This is a genomic window from Asticcacaulis sp. SL142, assembly GCF_026625745.1.
In the GTDB taxonomy this organism is placed as follows: Bacteria; Pseudomonadota; Alphaproteobacteria; order Caulobacterales; family Caulobacteraceae; genus Asticcacaulis.
In genome coordinates, this window is sequence record NZ_CP113061.1 from 1,826,034 (window position 1) to 1,841,825 (window position 15,792).

Here is a 15,792-nt window from a genome sequence, read left to right on the forward strand (position 1 = left end):
CATCAAACTGTGACGGTGCCTTTAGCACCTATCGCGGATAGGTATCAATAAAGCTTGGCCGCTTTTCTAAAGCCGTTTTCAAAGCCACCAGATTGGGCGAGGTTGATTTCCATTCGATGTGCGGATAACGGAACTCCAGATAGGTCGCCGCAATCGCCAGCGTAATCGACCCCATATCCAGGCCATGCTGCTCAACCTCATCCAGCGTCGGACATTCCGCTTCCGCCACCGCAAAGCCGCGCATCAGATTGCGCTCCCAACGCGCCAGCCACATGGCCGAGCGCTCGGATTCCGGACGGCGGTTTTCCAGCACCATCTTCACCGTCATTTCCAGCAGGCCGTCGGCCAGCACCTCAAGACGACGCGCCCGCCAGTAGGCTTCGCCACCCATCGGATAGAGCTTTAAGCCGCTATCGAAATGCGCATCCAGCCACTGACAGATCAGGCCAGAGTCAAAATAGTTGACACCATCATCGGTTTGCAGGGCGGGGATCTGAGAGATCGGATTGATAGCCAAAAGTTCGGGCGCATCATCGGTCGCAGCCGTCACAAATTCTTCAACTTGATTGGTCAGACCTTTTTCACGCACCGCAATCCGGCACTTACGGACGAATGGTGAACCTGTACCGATAATGAGTTTCATAATACGCTGCCCTTTGATGCGCTCAGTTTCCCGCCTTTAAGACATCGCAAAGCCCTGCCCGTCAAGGGGTTTCATGCGTGAAACCTACCCGTAAAACAGCCCTCAAATCAAGTGATCACGCCCCATACAAACCTTTACAACCCCTTAAATTACAAGGATTTCCGTTTGCGTTAATTTAATAACTTTCGTGTACAACCAACCACAGTAAAATGCTTTCCCCTCAAAATGAGGCCTTTGGTGACCAAAGAACGTAGTGAATTTAAACTGATCGCGCCGATGGCGCTGATCGTACTGGCCGCCGTGTGCGCCTTGGTGGGGAGCCTGTGGGTATGGGCCGAACAAACCGACCGCGCCGCCCGCGTACGTGAAGAAAATCTGGTTCGCGCTGGCATCCACAATATGGTTAGTGAAACCTCCGTTCTGCTCAACCCCATGGCCATTTGGGATGAGGCGGTACGCAACACAGACCATAGTTATAATCCTGAGTGGGTGCAGAATGTTTACGGCGACTATATGCGCAACATTCTGGGCTTTGAGCTGTCTTATCTGCTGGACGACAAGGATCAGCCGGTCTATGCGTCGCGCCGTGGCCGTGAAATTCCGGCGCGCAGTTATAACGGGTTTTCGTCAGAAGCGCGCAGCCTGCTTTTAGACGTGCGCAGTAATTTCGATCCAAAAACGCGCAGGCTTATTCAAAAAGATGCCTCCCGCACCAAGTATGGTAAGCTCATTCAGGTCAATGGCCGCGTCTATGCCTTTGGGGCGGCCCTTATCAGCACTGACCGTAAGAGTCATATCACGCGTGAACGACCCTTTGTTATTCTAGGCGCCCGTGAGATTTCCGCCCCGGAACTTAACACATTGGCCGAAAGCTATGCCCTAAACAAGGTACGCATGCTGCGTCCCGGCCAGACGGCCCAACCCGGTAGCGCCAATGTCATCTTTCTTGACGAGGAAAGCCGCGCTCTTTTACACCTGTCATGGATGCCGGAAACACCGGGCCGTAAGCTGTTTATCGGCGCGCTTGGCCCCGTACTTCTGGTCTCGCTGGGCCTTGGGGCAGTTGCTGTACTCATGCTGCACCAGTCCCAGCGCGCCGCCCGCAGCCTGATTGCCTCTGAGGCAAAAGCTAAGCACATGGCTCTGCACGATGGCCTGACCGGCCTACCAAACCGCACCCTGTTTGCCGATCGCTTAACCCAGGCGACCGAGCGTGTACGTCGCCTGGGTGGCAATGTCGCCGTCTTCTGTATCGGGCTGGATCGCTTCAAGGATGTCAACGATACGCTCGGCCATCAGGCCGGCGATGAACTGATTAAAAACTGCGCCAGCCGGATATCGTCGATGATCCGTGCCGGGGATACCCTGGCCCGTCTGGGCGGCGACGAGTTTGTGATTATCCAGACCGATACCGACGGCCATTCAGCTTCGGCCCTGGCCAAGCGCATTCAGGAAAACCTGACCGGCACGGTGACGCTGGATTCCGGTCAGGTGTTCTGCTCCTGCTCGATTGGTGTCACTCTGATCAGCGATGCCGATGTCGAGTCGGCTGAAGCCTTAAGGCAGGCCGATTTGGCCCTTTACCGCGCCAAGGAACTGGGCCGTGGTCAATATGCCTTCTTCGAGCTTGAAATGGACGCGACCATCAAGCTGCGTAAGATGCTGGAAACCGGCCTGCGCGAAGCCATTCATTGCGAAGAAATCGACGTGGTTTATCAGCCACAGGTCGATCATTTCGGCACCATTGTCGGCGTCGAAGCGCTCGCCCGCTGGACGCACCGTGAGCGCGGCCCGATCTCGCCCGGCTATTTCATTCCGCTGGCCGAAGAGTGCAACCTGATGATCGATCTGGGGGCTGTGATCATGCGCCGCGCCATGATGGACAGCCACCGTTGGCCGGGTCTTAAGGTCGCGATCAATGTTTCGGCCACCCAGTTGCGTTCCAGCCAGTTTATTGCGCGCCTGAAAGACATGATGGCGGAGACCGGTGTATCGGCCACGCGCATCGAGATCGAAATCACCGAAGGCGTGCTGCTGAACGACGATCATCAGACCCAGATCATCCTTAAGGATCTGCGCAATATGGGCTTTACTATCGCCCTTGATGATTTCGGTACGGGCTATTCGAGCTTAAGCTATCTTGGCCGCTATCCGGTCGATAAGATCAAGATCGACCGCTCCTTTGTCTCGAACCTTGGGGTCGATGCCGAGGCCGATGCGGTCATCCGCGCCATCGTCAAGCTGGCCAAGGCCCTGCATCTCAACATCGTTGCCGAAGGGGTCGAAACCAAGCAGCAGCGCAGCATCCTGAAACAGGCCGGTTGCCCGATCATTCAGGGCTTCCTGTTCTCCAAGCCGGTCAAGGTCGAAGAGATCGACGCGCTGTTGGCCATAGAGATTGCCCCGCCGGTCAAGACCCGCATTCAGACGTCGGCCCGCGGCACGACCACCGTGTCGCAATCTATGGCGATGATGAAGTGATACTCACCGAAAAGTTTTTGGCTTTCGCCAAAATACGTTTTCGGTGGCTCAATATCGAAAAGAGTTCCCTGGGGGCGGCCCCACGGGAACTCTTTGCTTTCTGCCTTACAGCCCACCAAACGTAAAATCGTGAGATTTGAGGCGAGTAATAGCTGACAAACGCCGCAGGTACACTTAGTACCTGCAAGTGCAGACCGCGTATTAATCGGCCAAAGACCGCGATTTTACAGGTCTACATTAAGCTTTCTGGCAAGTGACAGTATCTCACTGCGCAGCGAGCTATAGGAACTCGTCATCATGCGGGTGATCGCCTTTGACGCCGCCTCACGGTCGCAGCTTAGGATCATGCGCTTGACCTGGCCCAACCCTGCGGGCGGCATCGACAGGCGGTTAAAGCCCAGCGCCACCAGCACAAAGGCTTCCAGCGGCTTCCCGGCCATTTCACCGCAGACTGAAACCGGCGTGCCGCTCTCGTCTGCCGCCTGACGGATAGACGACAGAGCCCGCAGCATCGGCGGCGACAGCACATCATAGCGCTCCGACACGCGCGGATTGGTGCGGTCGGCAGCAAACAGATACTGCGTCAGGTCATTGGTGCCGACGCTGGCGAAATCGACCATCGGCAGCAGGGCATCCAGATGCCACAGCAGGGACGGACATTCGATCATCACCCCGACCCGCAGCACTGACGGTAAGGCCCTGCCGCGACGCTTGGCCCAGGCCATTTCGACATCGACCCATTCGCGCGCCTGACGGAACTCATCGATCGAGGCGACCATCGGGAACATGATGCGCAACTCGCGCCCGCGGGCGGCGATGATCAGGGCGCGTATCTGCATCCGCAGCAGGGCCGGACGATCAAGGCCCATACGCACCGCGCGCCAGCCCAGAGCCGGGTTTTCTTCGCGCTCGGTCTCCATATAGGGCAGTATCTTATCGCCCCCCAGATCGAGCGTGCGGAAGGTGACCGGCTTATCGCCCGCCTCATCCATCACCCGCTCATAAAGCTCGGTCTGGCGCTTAAGGCGCGGCAGATCCTCAGAGACCATGAACTGAAATTCGGTCCGGAACAGGCCGATCCCTTCGGCGCCGGTTTCGTGCATAATCTCAAGATCGAACTCCAGCCCGGCATTCATCAGCATGGCGACGCTGTGGCCATCCTTAGTAATGGCCGGGACGTTCTTGATCTTGATGAACTCAGCGCGTTTCTGAGCGCGGACATCCATACGGGCGTGGGTAGCCCCAATAATGTCAGGGCGCGGGCGAAGATAGGCTTCGCCGGTTTCACCATCGACAATGACGGCATCGTTCTGACTGACCCGGTCGCGCAGACCGCTTAAGCGCCCCACACACGGGATTTGCAGGGCACGCGCCACAATCGCGGCATGGGCGGCGGCGGAGCCCTCTTCGAGCAAGATGCCTTTCAGCTTCTTGCGGTCATATTCCAGCAGATCAGCCGGGCCCAGATCACGGGCCACCAGAATGGAATTTTCAGGGATTTCGCGCGCCACCGTGCTCTTGCCCGCCAGCACCCGCAGCAGCCGGTTGGCGAGGTCTTCGAGGTCATGCAGGCGCTCACGCATATAGGCGTCGCGCGCCGAATTCATGCGGGCGCGCTGTTCGTTACGCACCCGCTCAACGGCGGCCTCGGCGGTCAGACCGGAGCGCACCGCCTCGACCAAATTGCGCGTCCAGCCGCGATCATGAGCAAACATGCGATAGGTTTCGAGCACGTCAAAGGTTGGCCCGGCCAGACCGTGCTGGCCCTCAAACATCTGATCGATCTGTTCCCGCAGCGACGTAATCGCGGTCAGCAGACGCACCTCTTCGGCGACCGGATCATCCGACAACAGATGCTCAGGCGTTACCGGCACCTCGTGCAGGATCACGACCCCAAGGGCGATACCGTCAGAAAACGCTGCCCCCTTGAGCCGCTCCGGCTTATGGGGCGCAAGCTCAATGTCTTTCAGTTCATCAAAGACCTGAAGATCGCCCGCCGCCACCATTTCGGCCAGAACCATGGCGATGATCTGAAGATCCTCGACCTCTTCTTCCTGGTAGTGACGCATGGCACGGTTCTGCACGACCAGAACGCCAATGGTCCGCCCCCCACGCAGCAACGGCACGCCAAGGAATGAGTTATAGGGGTCTTCGCCCGTTTCCGGACGGTAGGCAAAGTTTGGATTAGCCGGCGCATCCGACAGATTGAGCGGCGCACCAGCGCGGGCGACTTCACCGACCAGACCTTCACTGAGGCGCAGGCGGGTATTGTGCACAGCCGCGCGATTCAGGCCTTCGGTGGCGAACAGTTCCAGTTCTTCGGAAGTGCGACGCAGATAGATCGAGCAAACTTCGGCGACCATCGAATTGGCAATGATGCGCACCACGGCATCAAGTCTGACCTGTGCGGTCGTGCCGTCGGCCATGACCTCACGGATCTGGCGCAGCAGCCCTCTTTGACCCTTGATGGCAAGACCGGATTTCATATCGTACGCGTCCCCTTAGATAGCTTGCGCGTTAATATTATATTTTTCAGCTTCATACACCACAGAAAAGCGCCCTGCGACAAATCGCAGAGCGCTTTTCCCGTCACATATCCGTAATCGTCCAGCGACCTAGGTGATCAGGCGGCACGCAGTTGCTGCACAAAGGCCTGAACCTCAACCTGAAGGTTTTCCGCCCGTTCGGCCAGATTGCCTGAAAGGCCCATCAGTTGGGTGGACGCGGCACCGGTCATTTCCGCCGCCCGACCGACGCCGAAGATGTTCTCGGTCACCTGCGCGGTACCATCCGCCGCGCGGGCGGTATTGCCCGCGATTTCGCTGGTCGCCGCCCCTTGCTGTTCAACGGCTGAAGCCACATTGGATGAAATCGTGCGAATATCGGTGATGGTCGCGACGATCCTTTCGATGGAGCCGACCGTGCGCTGGGTCGCCGCCTGAATTTCTTCGACCTTGCGCCCGATATCTTCGGTCGCCCGTGCCGTCTGGGTGGCCAGGGCCTTGACCTCGGTCGCGACAACCGCAAAACCCCGGCCCGCATCACCCGCCCGCGCCGCCTCAATGGTTGCGTTCAGGGCCAGAAGATTGGTTTGGGACGCGATATCATTGATCAGGCTGATCACGTCACCAATGCTTTGCGCCGCTTGGGACAGGGCGCGGATTTCGGCTTCGGTATGGGCGGCCTCGTCGGACGCTTCGGCGGCCACATGCGCGGCACGGGCAACCTGAGTATTGATCTCGCGCACAGACGCTTCCATTTCCTCCGTCGCGGCCGCTACGGTCTGGACATTGGCCGCGGCTTCTTCAGCAGCGCCGGAGACGACCTGAGCCTGACGGGTGGTTTCTTCGGCGGTTGCCGACAGGCTCTGGGCCGCGCCGGACATTTCCCCCGAGGCGGACACGAACGCATTGGCCAGCGCCCCCATCTTGGACTGGAAATCATCGGCGATGGCATGACGATCCGCCCGCATACGTTCAGCATTTTCGGCTTCGGTGCGGGTGGCCAGGGCCCGCAGATTTTCAGCCTCCATCAACCCCTGACGGAAGACCTCCGTGGTGCGCGAAATGGCCCCGATTTCATCCTTACGATTTTGTCCCGCCACGGTGAGGTTAAGCTCCCCCTTGGCCATCGACTGCATCGTCGCAATCAGGCTTTGGATGGGATTGACAATGCCTGCGCGGACCAGCCAGACCGCAAGACCCAGCATGGCCACTAAACCGCCCAGCAATACCGCCAGCGTGATCTGGCCCGATGTTTTGACCGCCTTGTCGAGATTACCCGCCAGAGCCTCATTGTCAGCAATCGTGCGCTCAATCAGCGCTGTCATGCCGGACATTACCGTCATCAGGTCAGGGCCACATTGTTCGTTCATCAAATCAGTTGCGGCAGCGACCTGCCCGGTTTCAGCCAGTTCAATGGTGCGCGCACAGCTCGACTGGTTCACTGACTGGAAACTCTGGCGAATGGCGTCGATTTCTGCTTTTTGGGCCGGCATACGCTCGGCGGCGATATCAAGTTCCTGGCCCACCTTGGTATGGCCATCAGCGATTTCGGCCTTAGCCTTAGTGGCCTCTTCCGGAGTACGCGCGATGATCAGCTTCATGATCGAGCGCGAGGTCCAGACGATGTGACGCCCGGCCCGCGCCAGAGCGACATTGGCTCGCGAAGGTCCGCTCAAGGCCTCATTATAGCTTTTTCCAATACCAGAGGTCTGCGACGTGGCAAACACCCCCGCCCCCAGCGACACCAGTCCTAGCGCGACCAGCAGAACCACAACCTTAACCATCATCGGTAAATTATTAAACATTTCAACCCCGTACTATTTGACCACACCCATGCTGGTCACGCCCCTCGCTCAATGGTATAAGGTTATGGTTAATAACATCTGAAATTGAAAAAGGCCCCGTTTCCGGGGCCTTTGTATACGGATTATTTAAAAGCCTGTTAGACGCCGATCTTGTCGAGGCCGTAAGCCGCATGAAGCGCGCGCACGGCAAGCTCGGTATAGGCCTCATCAATCAGCACCGAGATCTTGATCTCAGAAGTCGAAATTACCTGAATGTTGATACCCTTGTCCGACAAAGCGCGGAACATAGTCTCCGCCACGCCGGTGTGCGAGCGCATACCGACGCCTACGATCGAGACCTTGGCGACGCTTTCATCGACTTTCAGGGTGTCAAAGCCCAGTTCGTCCTTGGCTGCTGTCATCAGATCCGCCGCCGCCTGAGCGTCACGGCGTCCGACCGTGAACAACTGGTTGGCATAGTCGCCTGAGCGCTTTTCCGACTGCACGATCATATCGACATTGATATTGGCCTGCGCCAGCTTTGAGAACACTGCCGCCGACACGCCGACCTTATTCGGCAGGCCCAAAAGGGTGATCTTGGCTTCATCACGGCTGAAGGCCACGCCGGAAATAATATGCTTTTCCACGATTTCGTCCTCGTCGCACACGATGGTGCCCTGATCAATGTTTTCGCCCGGCTCCACGAAGGAAGACAACACGCGCACCGGCATACGCTGCCCCATGGCCAGCTCGACCGAGCGGGTCTGAAGCACCTTGGCCCCAAGGGACGCCATTTCCAGCATCTCTTCAAATGAAATCTTCTTGAGGCGGCGGGCCTTTGATTCCACGCGCGGATCGGTGGTGTAGACTCCGTCGACGTCAGTGTAGATATCGCAGCGGATCGCCTTGACCGCCGCGGCCACAGCGACCGCCGAGGTATCGGAGCCACCCCGGCCCAGCGTGGTTATGCGGCCGGATTCGGTCACACCCTGAAAACCCGGCACGACCACGATCTGACCGGCATCAAGCGCGGTTTCAAGCTTGGCGGGCGGAATGTCCTGAATGCGCGCCTTACCGTGCACGTCGGAAGTAATAATCGGCACCTGCCAGCCCATCATCGAGATGGCGTCATAGCCCATATTGCGCAGAACCATGCTGAGCAGACCTGCGGTCACCTGCTCACCGGAGGCCACGACGACATCATATTCGTCATCGCCTTCGATGGCCTTGCCGGTTGGTTTACCGGCGCCGTCCGTCCAGGCGACCAGTTCGTTGGTCTTGCCCGACATGGCCGAGACCACGACGGCAACATTATGACCGGCATCGACTTCAGCCGCGACCAGACGCGCCGCCCGACGGATGCGCTCCAGATCGGCCATCGACGTGCCGCCGAATTTCATGACTAAGCGAGTCACTCTGATACAAATCCTGACTGTTTGACGTACAAAAGATGCTATGAAGACCTATTCTTAAAGCTTGCCCGTCGCTTAAGGCGGGCATATCTAGCGACACAAAAGCCGCGCGGCAAGAGTTGCGCTGCGGTTTCGCCCGCGAAATGGACATAAAAAATGGCGCTTACGCGAAAAAATATTCCCGAAACGCAAGCTTTCGCGGCATCTGGCGGTGAAAATTCCGAAAAACCCGTAACTGATGCGACAAATTCACCGGCGAGTGGATTTTCGATCGACGAAGCTGAAGTGGCCCGTTTTTCAGCGTTGGCTGCCAAATGGTGGGACGTGAAGGGCGAATTTGCGCCTCTGCACAAGTTCAACCCGACCCGCGTGCGCTTTATCCGCGATACGTGCCTGATGCACTTCCCTCATTTGGATGGAGATGATGTAAAACCGTTCGTGAACATGCGCCTGCTCGATGTCGGCTGCGGCGGCGGGTTGTTGAGTGAACCCATGCGACGGATGGGGTTTGAGGTCACCGGCCTTGATGCGTCTGAGAAAAACATCGGCACGGCCAAGGCCCACGCGGCGCAAGGCGGGCTCGATATCCGCTATCTGGCCCAGACGGTTGAACAATTGGCGGCGTCGGGTGAGCCTCAGTTTGATGTCGTCCTGTGCATGGAAGTGATCGAGCACGTCGCTGATCCGCGTGAGTTCCTGAAAACCTGCGCGTCTTTGGTTAAGCCCGGCGGGCTGATGTTTGTGGCCACGCTTAACCGCACCACCAAGGCCTTTGCGCTGGGGATCGTCGCCGCCGAATATGTGCTGCGCTGGGTGCCGCAAGGGACCCATGACTGGAATAAGTTTCTGAAACCGTCCGAGATCGAGGACTTTTTGTCGGAAACTGACCTGACGCCTGATCCGGCCGTGGGGGTCAGCTATAACCCGATACTTGACCAATGGGCATTGTCGAACGATATAGCGGTCAACTATATGATGGTGGCGCGGCATTTTTGAACGCCTTCTCCCCTCTTTGCGCTCAAACAGCGCAGCGTTAGCGCGCTATGATTGCGGGGAGAAGGTGGTTTGAGGCAAGGCCGAAAACCGGATGAGGGGCAATGTCATTTTGCCGTACTCCCGATCCGCCCCAGGCCCCTCACCCTTCCCTCTCCCCGCTTGCGGGGAGAGGAACAAACGGAACCACCTATGACCGAAACCACAACTACCCTCGTCACCGCCTGGAAATCCGCCCAAGCCCGTCTCAAGGCCGCAGGGCTCGATTCCCCGGCCATCGATGCCCGCCTGCTGCTGGAGGCCGCCACCGGCGCCTCACGCACCGAAATCGTCACCGACCCGTATCGTCCGCTGACCGCCGATCAGGTCGCCACCCTCGAAGATTATCTGTCAAAGCGCCTCAAGCGGATGCCCGTGTCGCGAATCTTAGGCCGCAAGGGCTTCTGGAAGCTGATGCTCAACATCAATTCCCACGTCCTGTCACCGCGCCCGGAGACCGAGTGTCTGGTCGATCTGATATTGAAGCGCACCGAAGAGGGCCAGTCGTTTCAGGTCGCCGATCTGGGCGTCGGTTCGGGCGCAATTCTGCTGTCGATTCTGGCCGAGCGACCCGCCGCACGGGGCTTAGGCACCGACATTTCCGAAGAAGCCCTGGCCGTAGCGCGCGAAAATGCCGCCAATCTGGGCCTTGCGGGACGTGCGGCATTTTTACGCACCTCCTGGGCGGTCGGCATGGCCGATGACAGCTTTGATTTTGTCGCTTCAAACCCACCCTATATCCGCTCAGAAGTGATTCCGACCCTGGATCCGGAAGTGAAAGAACACGACCCGATTCTGGCGCTGGACGGCGGACCGGACGGCCTGCAAGCCTATATCGAGCTTATCCCCGATGTTTTCCGCGTCCTGAAAAAAGACGGCATGGCCTATATCGAAATCGGCTTCGATCAATCCGAAGCCGTTGAAAAGCTTATGAAAGAGGCGGGATTCATCAACGTCCACACCCTGCTTGACCTGTCAACAAACCCGCGCATCGTGATCGGTCAAAAGTTCGTCCTTTAAAAAATCGCTTGGCGTTTGATAGATTTGCCGCTAATCAAGGGGTGTCTTCCATCCCTTGTTAACGCCTGCGGTGATACGAATAGTCCGTATCACGTAAATTGGGCGAAGCAGGCTGGTCGGGCGCACGACGGGTATTTCATACGGGGCCACCCCGCGCGCACAAACCGACCCAAAAGACATCACCAAATACTATGGTCGTATCCATCCGAATAACCATAAGCATTTGCTGGATTTACGAAAATTTGCCGCCCCACTGCGGGCGAAGCGTATAGAACGGTCGCACACACATGAAAGATTTCAGGGGTATGAAACGGCAACGTGGCCGGAATCGCAATACCACTAAACCCTCTGGTCAGCAGAACAACAATCCCAACCGCGCCTACGAATCGACCGGGCCGGAAGGTGCCAAGGTTCGCGGCAATGCCCAGACCATCTACGAAAAATATCAGCAGCTTGCCCGTGACGCCAATTCGTCCGGCGACCGGGTTCTGGCCGAAAACTATCTGCAACATGCCGAGCATTATTTCCGCCTGATCCGCCAGATGCAGCCGACCCGTGCGGTATCTGAATTTGTGGTGCGTGACCCGTTCTCGAACTTCTATGATGTCGAAGAAGACGGCGACGGCGAAAACGAAAATGGTGAGGTTCAGGCCGAAGCGACCGAGACCGAAGCCTATGAGGCCGGTGACGCCTCAACCGAAGGCGATCAGCGCCCCCGAAACGACAATCGCAATGATGACCGCAACCGCGACCGCAATAATCGTGATCGCAACGACCGGGATCGTAACGATCGCAATCGCGACCGTAATGACCGTGACCGCAATCGCGACCGCCCCTATGAGGCGCGCGAGCCCAGAGAACCGCGTGAGCCGCGTCCTGAGCGCGGGCCAGATCGTGCTCCTGAGCGCGTAGCCGCCGACCGTGGCCCTGAGCGTGACCAATTTGATGCCGATGGTAATCGCCGCGAAACCCGCCGTGAGCGCTATGAGCGCCGTCGCAGTCAGCGCCTGAACGAACAGGAGCAGATTATCGCTGATCCGCTGGGTGCGCCGCCGGTCATCGCCTCGACCGAGCCTTTGGTGCCCTTAGCGCCCGTGCCTCTGGCACCGGTTTCAGAACCCGCCTTTACACCGCCACCCGCCAGCGTCGATGCCGACCACCTGCCGGCTTTCCTGCGCGCCCCGCGTATCCCGCGTGAGGTCGAAGCGGTCTCTAGCGCCCCTGAAGCGGATGACGCCCCTGCTGAGGCGGTCAAAAAGCCGCGTGCGCCACGGCGCAAAAAGGCTGAGGCCGAGCCCACCTCCGAAGAAGCCTAAATACGAAAAGCCCGCCAGATTGGCGGGCTTTTTTTAATTCAGTTTTGAATTACCCGCAGGTTTTGGGGCCGGTGACGGCACAACCGGCACATCGGATTGAGGGGCTACCGGCTTCATCACCGGCAGAGGCATCACCGGCACGCCATCTTCGATCAGGGATTTGACATCCTGCGGGGTCGCTTCGCCGTAAATGGGCCGGTCTTTGGAATAGCCCTCATGGATATCGCGGGCTTCCCTGGCAAAGCCTTCCCCGACATAATCAAAGTTCTTTTCGACATGCTGGCGCATCTGATAGGCGGCTTCGGCCATGACCCTATGCGCTTCCGCAACCGGATCCTTGCCCTTGGTGGTGCGCACGCTGGGGGCCATAATGGCTTTTTCAACCTCGGTTGCGCCGCACATCGGACATTCGATGAGCCCGCGCGTCTGCTGATCCTCAAAACCGGAGGAGGATGAAAACCACGCCTCGAACTCATGGGCGTGCGGACACCTTAACGCGTAACGGATCATGACAGGACGATATCCCGATCGTGCTTAAGCTGCGGCAGCGCCGCCCGTGCCTTAGCCACCTCAGACAGATCCAGTGTGGCGAACAGCACATCAGGCCGGTCGTGATCCAGCGACGCGATCACCTCACCCCACGGCCCCACCACCAGAGAATGGCCCCAAGTCTTGCGACCATCTTCGTGCAGCCCCCCTTGCGCCGGAGCCAGCACAAACGCGCCGGTTTCAATCGCCCGTGCCCGCAAAAGCACTTCCCAGTGGGCCTTACCCGTAGGCTGAGTAAAGGCCGCCGGCGTGGTGATCACCGATGCCCCGGCCTTGGCCAGCATCCGGAACAGATAGGCAAAGCGCACATCATAGCAAATGCTCATGCCCAGTTTGACGCCCGCGACATCTGCCACCACCGCACGGGTACCGCCGGTGATTCCGTTACTTTCCTTATAGGATTCACCGTTCGCCAGTTCGACATCGAACAGATGCACCTTATCGTAGACGTCGATAAGCTCACCGTCCGGCCCGATCAGCAGGGTACGGTTGACGGCATGGTGGTCTTTAGTCGCGCTACCGCTATCGCTGCTTGAGCGCAGTTCACCCTCGTTTTCCATCACGATCGCCGACCCCATCAGGATCGGCACCGACAATCGCCGCGCCAGATCACGATAGCCCTGAACGCATACATCTTTCTCCGCTACCGTGACCTTGAGGCCCTTCTGATCCTTTCGGATTTCCATCAGGTTGGAACATTCCGGCGTCAGGATAAGCTGCGCGCCCTCCGCCGCCGCCCGCTCAATAAGCGGCACAGCCTGAGCCAACGCCGCCGCCTGATCGGCGGGTGTGGTCAACTGAATGAGGGCGATTTTAAGCGTATCAGGCACGATTTATCCTGCCAGCAACGGATCAAGCCCGCCGCGCGAATCGAGCGCCACCAGATCATCGCACCCGCCGACATGCAGGCCATCGATGAAGATCTGCGGATAGGTGCTGCGGCCGGAGCGCTGATTCATCTGGGCGCGCAGTTCCGGGTCATGGGAGGCCACAAACTCCTCGTAGGCAGCCCCTTTTTTGTCAAACAACGCCTTGGCGCGCTCACAATAGGGGCAGTAGGGTTTGGTGTAGATTTCGATCTTGGCCATAAAACAACTTCCGCTGACGTGTAATATTAAACTGTATATAATCCAGATGCAGAATAATTAAAGTGCCGCATCCATATCCGGGGCGGCGCGGGCGATCACCGCCACATCGACCTGGCGCACCCCGACGGCCACCAAAGCCTCGGCGCAGGCCCGCACGGTTGCGCCGGTCGTGAACACATCATCCACCAGCACGACATGACGGCCCCTTAAGCGCCGCGTACCCGCAGGCGTCACGACAAACGCACCTTTGACGTTTTTGGTCCTCTCGGTTCGGGAGCTTTGGCGCTTGGTCGCCTTAATCCGGCGCAGGCCATCGGCCAGATAGTCCTTATCATACTGCCGCGCCAGAGGCCGGGCGATCTCCGCCGCCTGATTGTAGCGCCGGGTCCACAGTCGCGTCCAATGCAGCGGCACCGGCACGATAACATCGCAGTCCCTGATCAGTTCTGCCGCCGCCCGCCCGATCCACTGCGTAAACATCGGCCCGATATCGGTGCGGTCAGCATGTTTGAACGGCAGGATCAGGCTTTTGGACGCCTCCCCATAAAGACAGGCCGCCCGCGTGCGCACAAACGGAAACGGTTTTAACGTGCAGCCTTCGCAACGCCCCCCGGCCCCCAGATAAATGCCCCCCGCCAGCGGCCGCGCACACATATCGCAGCCCTCATCGCTTAAAAACCGGATCTGACCCCAAGTGTCCGCCGACAGGCCCCCCAGCATCATCGCCTCATTGGGGGCCGCGTAATTGACCGGATCATGGGGATCGCGGTCCAGCAACTGGGCCGGATAGATGGCATCAATCACGCCGCGCACGGCATTACGGCCATTATCTGCGATCAGCCCCTTAACCTTGGTTGGCAATTCGCCTATGAACGCCCATCTGTTATTCATTGTCCCCTATCCCCCGGCCCCATGACTCAAGCTCCCCCGCGTCTTTTTGACCGTTCGCTTCTCGCCCGCCGCCTCGACCGCGTGGCCGAAGGCTTTGGTGCAGCCAGTTTCCTGAAAATCCGCGCGGTAGAAGATGCCTTAGATACCCTAAGCGCCATCAACCGCACATTTGATCTGACACTCGATATTGGGGCCAGAGACGGCACCTTTGGCAAGTGTTTAAAATCATCCCATGCCTCAACCAAGATCGGCACGCTAATCGAGGCCGATATTTCGCACGGCATGACCCGCGGGCGGACGGGCAATGGCCACCTCCAGATGGTGCTGGACGAAGAGGCCCTGCCGTTCGGCGATGATACGCTCGATCTGATCGTAGCCCCCCTTAATCTGCACAGCGTCAATGATCTGCCGGGTGTGCTGGTGCAGATCCGTCGGGCGCTGAAAGGCGACGGGCTGTTTATCGGTTCGATGCTGGGTGGGGAGACGCTCAAAGAACTGCGCGCCGTCCTGATGGAGGCTGAGATTGAGGTGCGCGGCGGCTATGGCCCGCGTATCGCACCCTTTGCGGAAAGCTATGATCTGGTCGATTTGTTGAAGCGCACGGGTTTTGCCATGCCGGTCGTCGATGCTGATAAGGTCAGCGTGACCTATGCGCACCCGTTGCGCCTGCTTCAGGATTTGCGGGCGATGGGGGAGACCAACATCCTGCATGACCGCCCGCGCAAAGGTTTGAATAAGGCGATCCTTGAGCGCGCCTTTGCACTCTATCAGGAACGGTTCGTGCAGGATGACGGGCGGGTTACGGCGACGTTTGAGATCATTACCCTGTCCGGCTGGAAACCGCACGAGAACCAGCAAAAGCCGCTGCGACCCGGTTCGGCCAGGATGCGTCTGGCTGATGCGCTGGGGGTCAAGGAAGGCAAGCTCTGATCAGGAATTAGCCACAAACGCGAAGATAAACACGCTTAAGAATATCAGCATGGCCAGGTGATAGTCGCGGCGGGTCAGGTGCCCAAAGGCCCGACGCAGAACGATCTGCGGCAATTTCCATATAGTCTCTGCACGACCCACA

At 58.5% G+C, this 15,792-nt stretch carries 14 protein-coding genes; 5 read left to right on the forward strand and 9 right to left on the reverse strand.

From position 1 onward, the window contains the following. Nucleotides 1-28 precede the first annotated feature (28 nt). A complete protein-coding gene (locus OVA03_RS08325; protein ID WP_267527652.1) occupies nucleotides 29-643 on the reverse strand; it encodes a glutathione S-transferase N-terminal domain-containing protein in 615 nt (204 codons plus the stop codon). Nucleotides 644-880: 237 nt separating this feature from the next. On the opposite strand from OVA03_RS08325, the gene OVA03_RS08330 reads away from it, so the two are divergent. Further along, nucleotides 881-3,124, forward strand: coding sequence for an EAL domain-containing protein (locus OVA03_RS08330; protein ID WP_267527653.1), 2,244 nt, complete (start codon nucleotides 881-883; stop codon nucleotides 3,122-3,124). A gap of 224 nt (nucleotides 3,125-3,348) precedes the next feature. Here OVA03_RS08330 and ptsP read toward each other — a convergent pair whose 3' ends face one another. The 3 genes from ptsP to OVA03_RS08345 all read right to left on the reverse strand — a co-directional run bounded on the left by ptsP (nucleotide 3,349) and on the right by OVA03_RS08345 (nucleotide 8,827). Then, complete coding sequence (gene ptsP / locus OVA03_RS08335; RefSeq protein ID WP_267527654.1) at nucleotides 3,349-5,610, reverse strand: phosphoenolpyruvate--protein phosphotransferase; 2,262 nt, start codon at nucleotides 5,608-5,610, stop codon at nucleotides 3,349-3,351. Nucleotides 5,611-5,747: 137 nt separating this feature from the next. Then, on the reverse strand, nucleotides 5,748-7,433 hold the full coding sequence (locus tag OVA03_RS08340) for a methyl-accepting chemotaxis protein (RefSeq protein WP_267527655.1): 1,686 nt from the start codon (nucleotides 7,431-7,433) through the stop codon (nucleotides 5,748-5,750). Between the two features lie 137 nt (nucleotides 7,434-7,570). Next, nucleotides 7,571-8,827: an aspartate kinase gene (locus tag OVA03_RS08345; protein WP_267527656.1), complete on the reverse strand. Its 1,257-nt coding sequence runs from the start codon at nucleotides 8,825-8,827 to the stop codon at nucleotides 7,571-7,573. A 153-nt stretch (nucleotides 8,828-8,980) separates the two neighbouring features. Between OVA03_RS08345 and ubiG the strand changes: the two genes are divergently transcribed. The 3 genes from ubiG to OVA03_RS08360 all read left to right on the forward strand — a co-directional run bounded on the left by ubiG (nucleotide 8,981) and on the right by OVA03_RS08360 (nucleotide 12,192). After that, nucleotides 8,981-9,820 carry a bifunctional 2-polyprenyl-6-hydroxyphenol methylase/3-demethylubiquinol 3-O-methyltransferase UbiG gene (ubiG, locus tag OVA03_RS08350; RefSeq protein ID WP_267527657.1) on the forward strand — a complete coding sequence of 280 codons (840 nt, stop codon included), beginning with the start codon at nucleotides 8,981-8,983 and terminating at the stop codon, nucleotides 9,818-9,820. A 189-nt stretch (nucleotides 9,821-10,009) separates the two neighbouring features. After that, complete coding sequence (gene prmC / locus OVA03_RS08355; RefSeq protein ID WP_267527658.1) at nucleotides 10,010-10,876, forward strand: peptide chain release factor N(5)-glutamine methyltransferase; 867 nt, start codon at nucleotides 10,010-10,012, stop codon at nucleotides 10,874-10,876. Nucleotides 10,877-11,181: 305 nt separating this feature from the next. Further along, nucleotides 11,182-12,192, forward strand: a complete 1,011-nt coding sequence (locus OVA03_RS08360; protein WP_267527659.1) for a DUF4167 domain-containing protein — start codon at nucleotides 11,182-11,184, stop codon at nucleotides 12,190-12,192. 33 nt (nucleotides 12,193-12,225) lie between these two features. Here the strand turns inward: OVA03_RS08360 and OVA03_RS08365 are convergent, their stop codons facing one another. The 4 genes from OVA03_RS08365 to OVA03_RS08380 are packed head-to-tail and all read right to left on the reverse strand — an operon-like array spanning nucleotide 12,226 to nucleotide 14,720. After that, nucleotides 12,226-12,702: a DUF1178 family protein gene (locus tag OVA03_RS08365; RefSeq protein WP_267527660.1), complete on the reverse strand. Its 477-nt coding sequence runs from the start codon at nucleotides 12,700-12,702 to the stop codon at nucleotides 12,226-12,228. Next, the gene (locus OVA03_RS08370) at nucleotides 12,699-13,571 is read right to left on the reverse strand and encodes a carbon-nitrogen hydrolase family protein (protein ID WP_267527661.1); all 873 of its coding nucleotides are present in this window, start codon (nucleotides 13,569-13,571) and stop codon (nucleotides 12,699-12,701) included. Before OVA03_RS08370 ends, OVA03_RS08365 begins: the two co-directional genes overlap by 4 nt. A 3-nt stretch (nucleotides 13,572-13,574) precedes the next feature. Beyond that, nucleotides 13,575-13,829, reverse strand: coding sequence for a glutaredoxin 3 (gene grxC / locus OVA03_RS08375; RefSeq protein WP_267527662.1), 255 nt, complete (start codon nucleotides 13,827-13,829; stop codon nucleotides 13,575-13,577). A gap of 57 nt (nucleotides 13,830-13,886) precedes the next feature. After that, nucleotides 13,887-14,720, reverse strand: coding sequence for a ComF family protein (locus OVA03_RS08380; protein ID WP_267527663.1), 834 nt, complete (start codon nucleotides 14,718-14,720; stop codon nucleotides 13,887-13,889). 21 nt (nucleotides 14,721-14,741) lie between these two features. Here OVA03_RS08380 and OVA03_RS08385 point away from each other — a divergent pair, with 21 nt between their 5' ends. Continuing rightward, nucleotides 14,742-15,650, forward strand: a complete 909-nt coding sequence (locus OVA03_RS08385; RefSeq protein ID WP_267527664.1) for a class I SAM-dependent methyltransferase — start codon at nucleotides 14,742-14,744, stop codon at nucleotides 15,648-15,650. On the opposite strand, the gene OVA03_RS08390 is transcribed toward OVA03_RS08385, so the two are convergent. Next, nucleotides 15,651-15,791 (reverse strand): hypothetical protein, encoded by a 141-nt coding sequence (locus tag OVA03_RS08390; RefSeq protein ID WP_189485480.1) that lies wholly within the window; start codon nucleotides 15,789-15,791, stop codon nucleotides 15,651-15,653. It lies immediately after the preceding gene. Nucleotide 15,792 lies beyond the last annotated feature (1 nt).

What these genes read in the sequence shown, in the direction of transcription:
- OVA03_RS08325 (WP_267527652.1), bottom strand. Translation starts at nt 643, where the DNA reads ATGAAACTCATTATCGGTACAGGTTCACCATTCGTCCGTAAGTGCCGG.
- ptsP (WP_267527654.1), bottom strand. Translation starts at nt 5,610, where the DNA reads ATGAAATCCGGTCTTGCCATCAAGGGTCAAAGAGGGCTGCTGCGCCAG.
- OVA03_RS08340 (WP_267527655.1), bottom strand. Translation starts at nt 7,433, where the DNA reads ATGTTTAATAATTTACCGATGATGGTTAAGGTTGTGGTTCTGCTGGTC.
- ubiG (WP_267527657.1), top strand. Translation starts at nt 8,981, where the DNA reads ATGGCGCTTACGCGAAAAAATATTCCCGAAACGCAAGCTTTCGCGGCA.
- prmC (WP_267527658.1), top strand. Translation starts at nt 10,010, where the DNA reads ATGACCGAAACCACAACTACCCTCGTCACCGCCTGGAAATCCGCCCAA.
- OVA03_RS08360 (WP_267527659.1), top strand. Translation starts at nt 11,182, where the DNA reads ATGAAACGGCAACGTGGCCGGAATCGCAATACCACTAAACCCTCTGGT.
- OVA03_RS08365 (WP_267527660.1), bottom strand. Translation starts at nt 12,702, where the DNA reads ATGATCCGTTACGCGTTAAGGTGTCCGCACGCCCATGAGTTCGAGGCG.
- grxC (WP_267527662.1), bottom strand. Translation starts at nt 13,829, where the DNA reads ATGGCCAAGATCGAAATCTACACCAAACCCTACTGCCCCTATTGTGAG.
- OVA03_RS08380 (WP_267527663.1), bottom strand. Translation starts at nt 14,720, where the DNA reads ATGAATAACAGATGGGCGTTCATAGGCGAATTGCCAACCAAGGTTAAG.
- OVA03_RS08385 (WP_267527664.1), top strand. Translation starts at nt 14,742, where the DNA reads ATGACTCAAGCTCCCCCGCGTCTTTTTGACCGTTCGCTTCTCGCCCGC.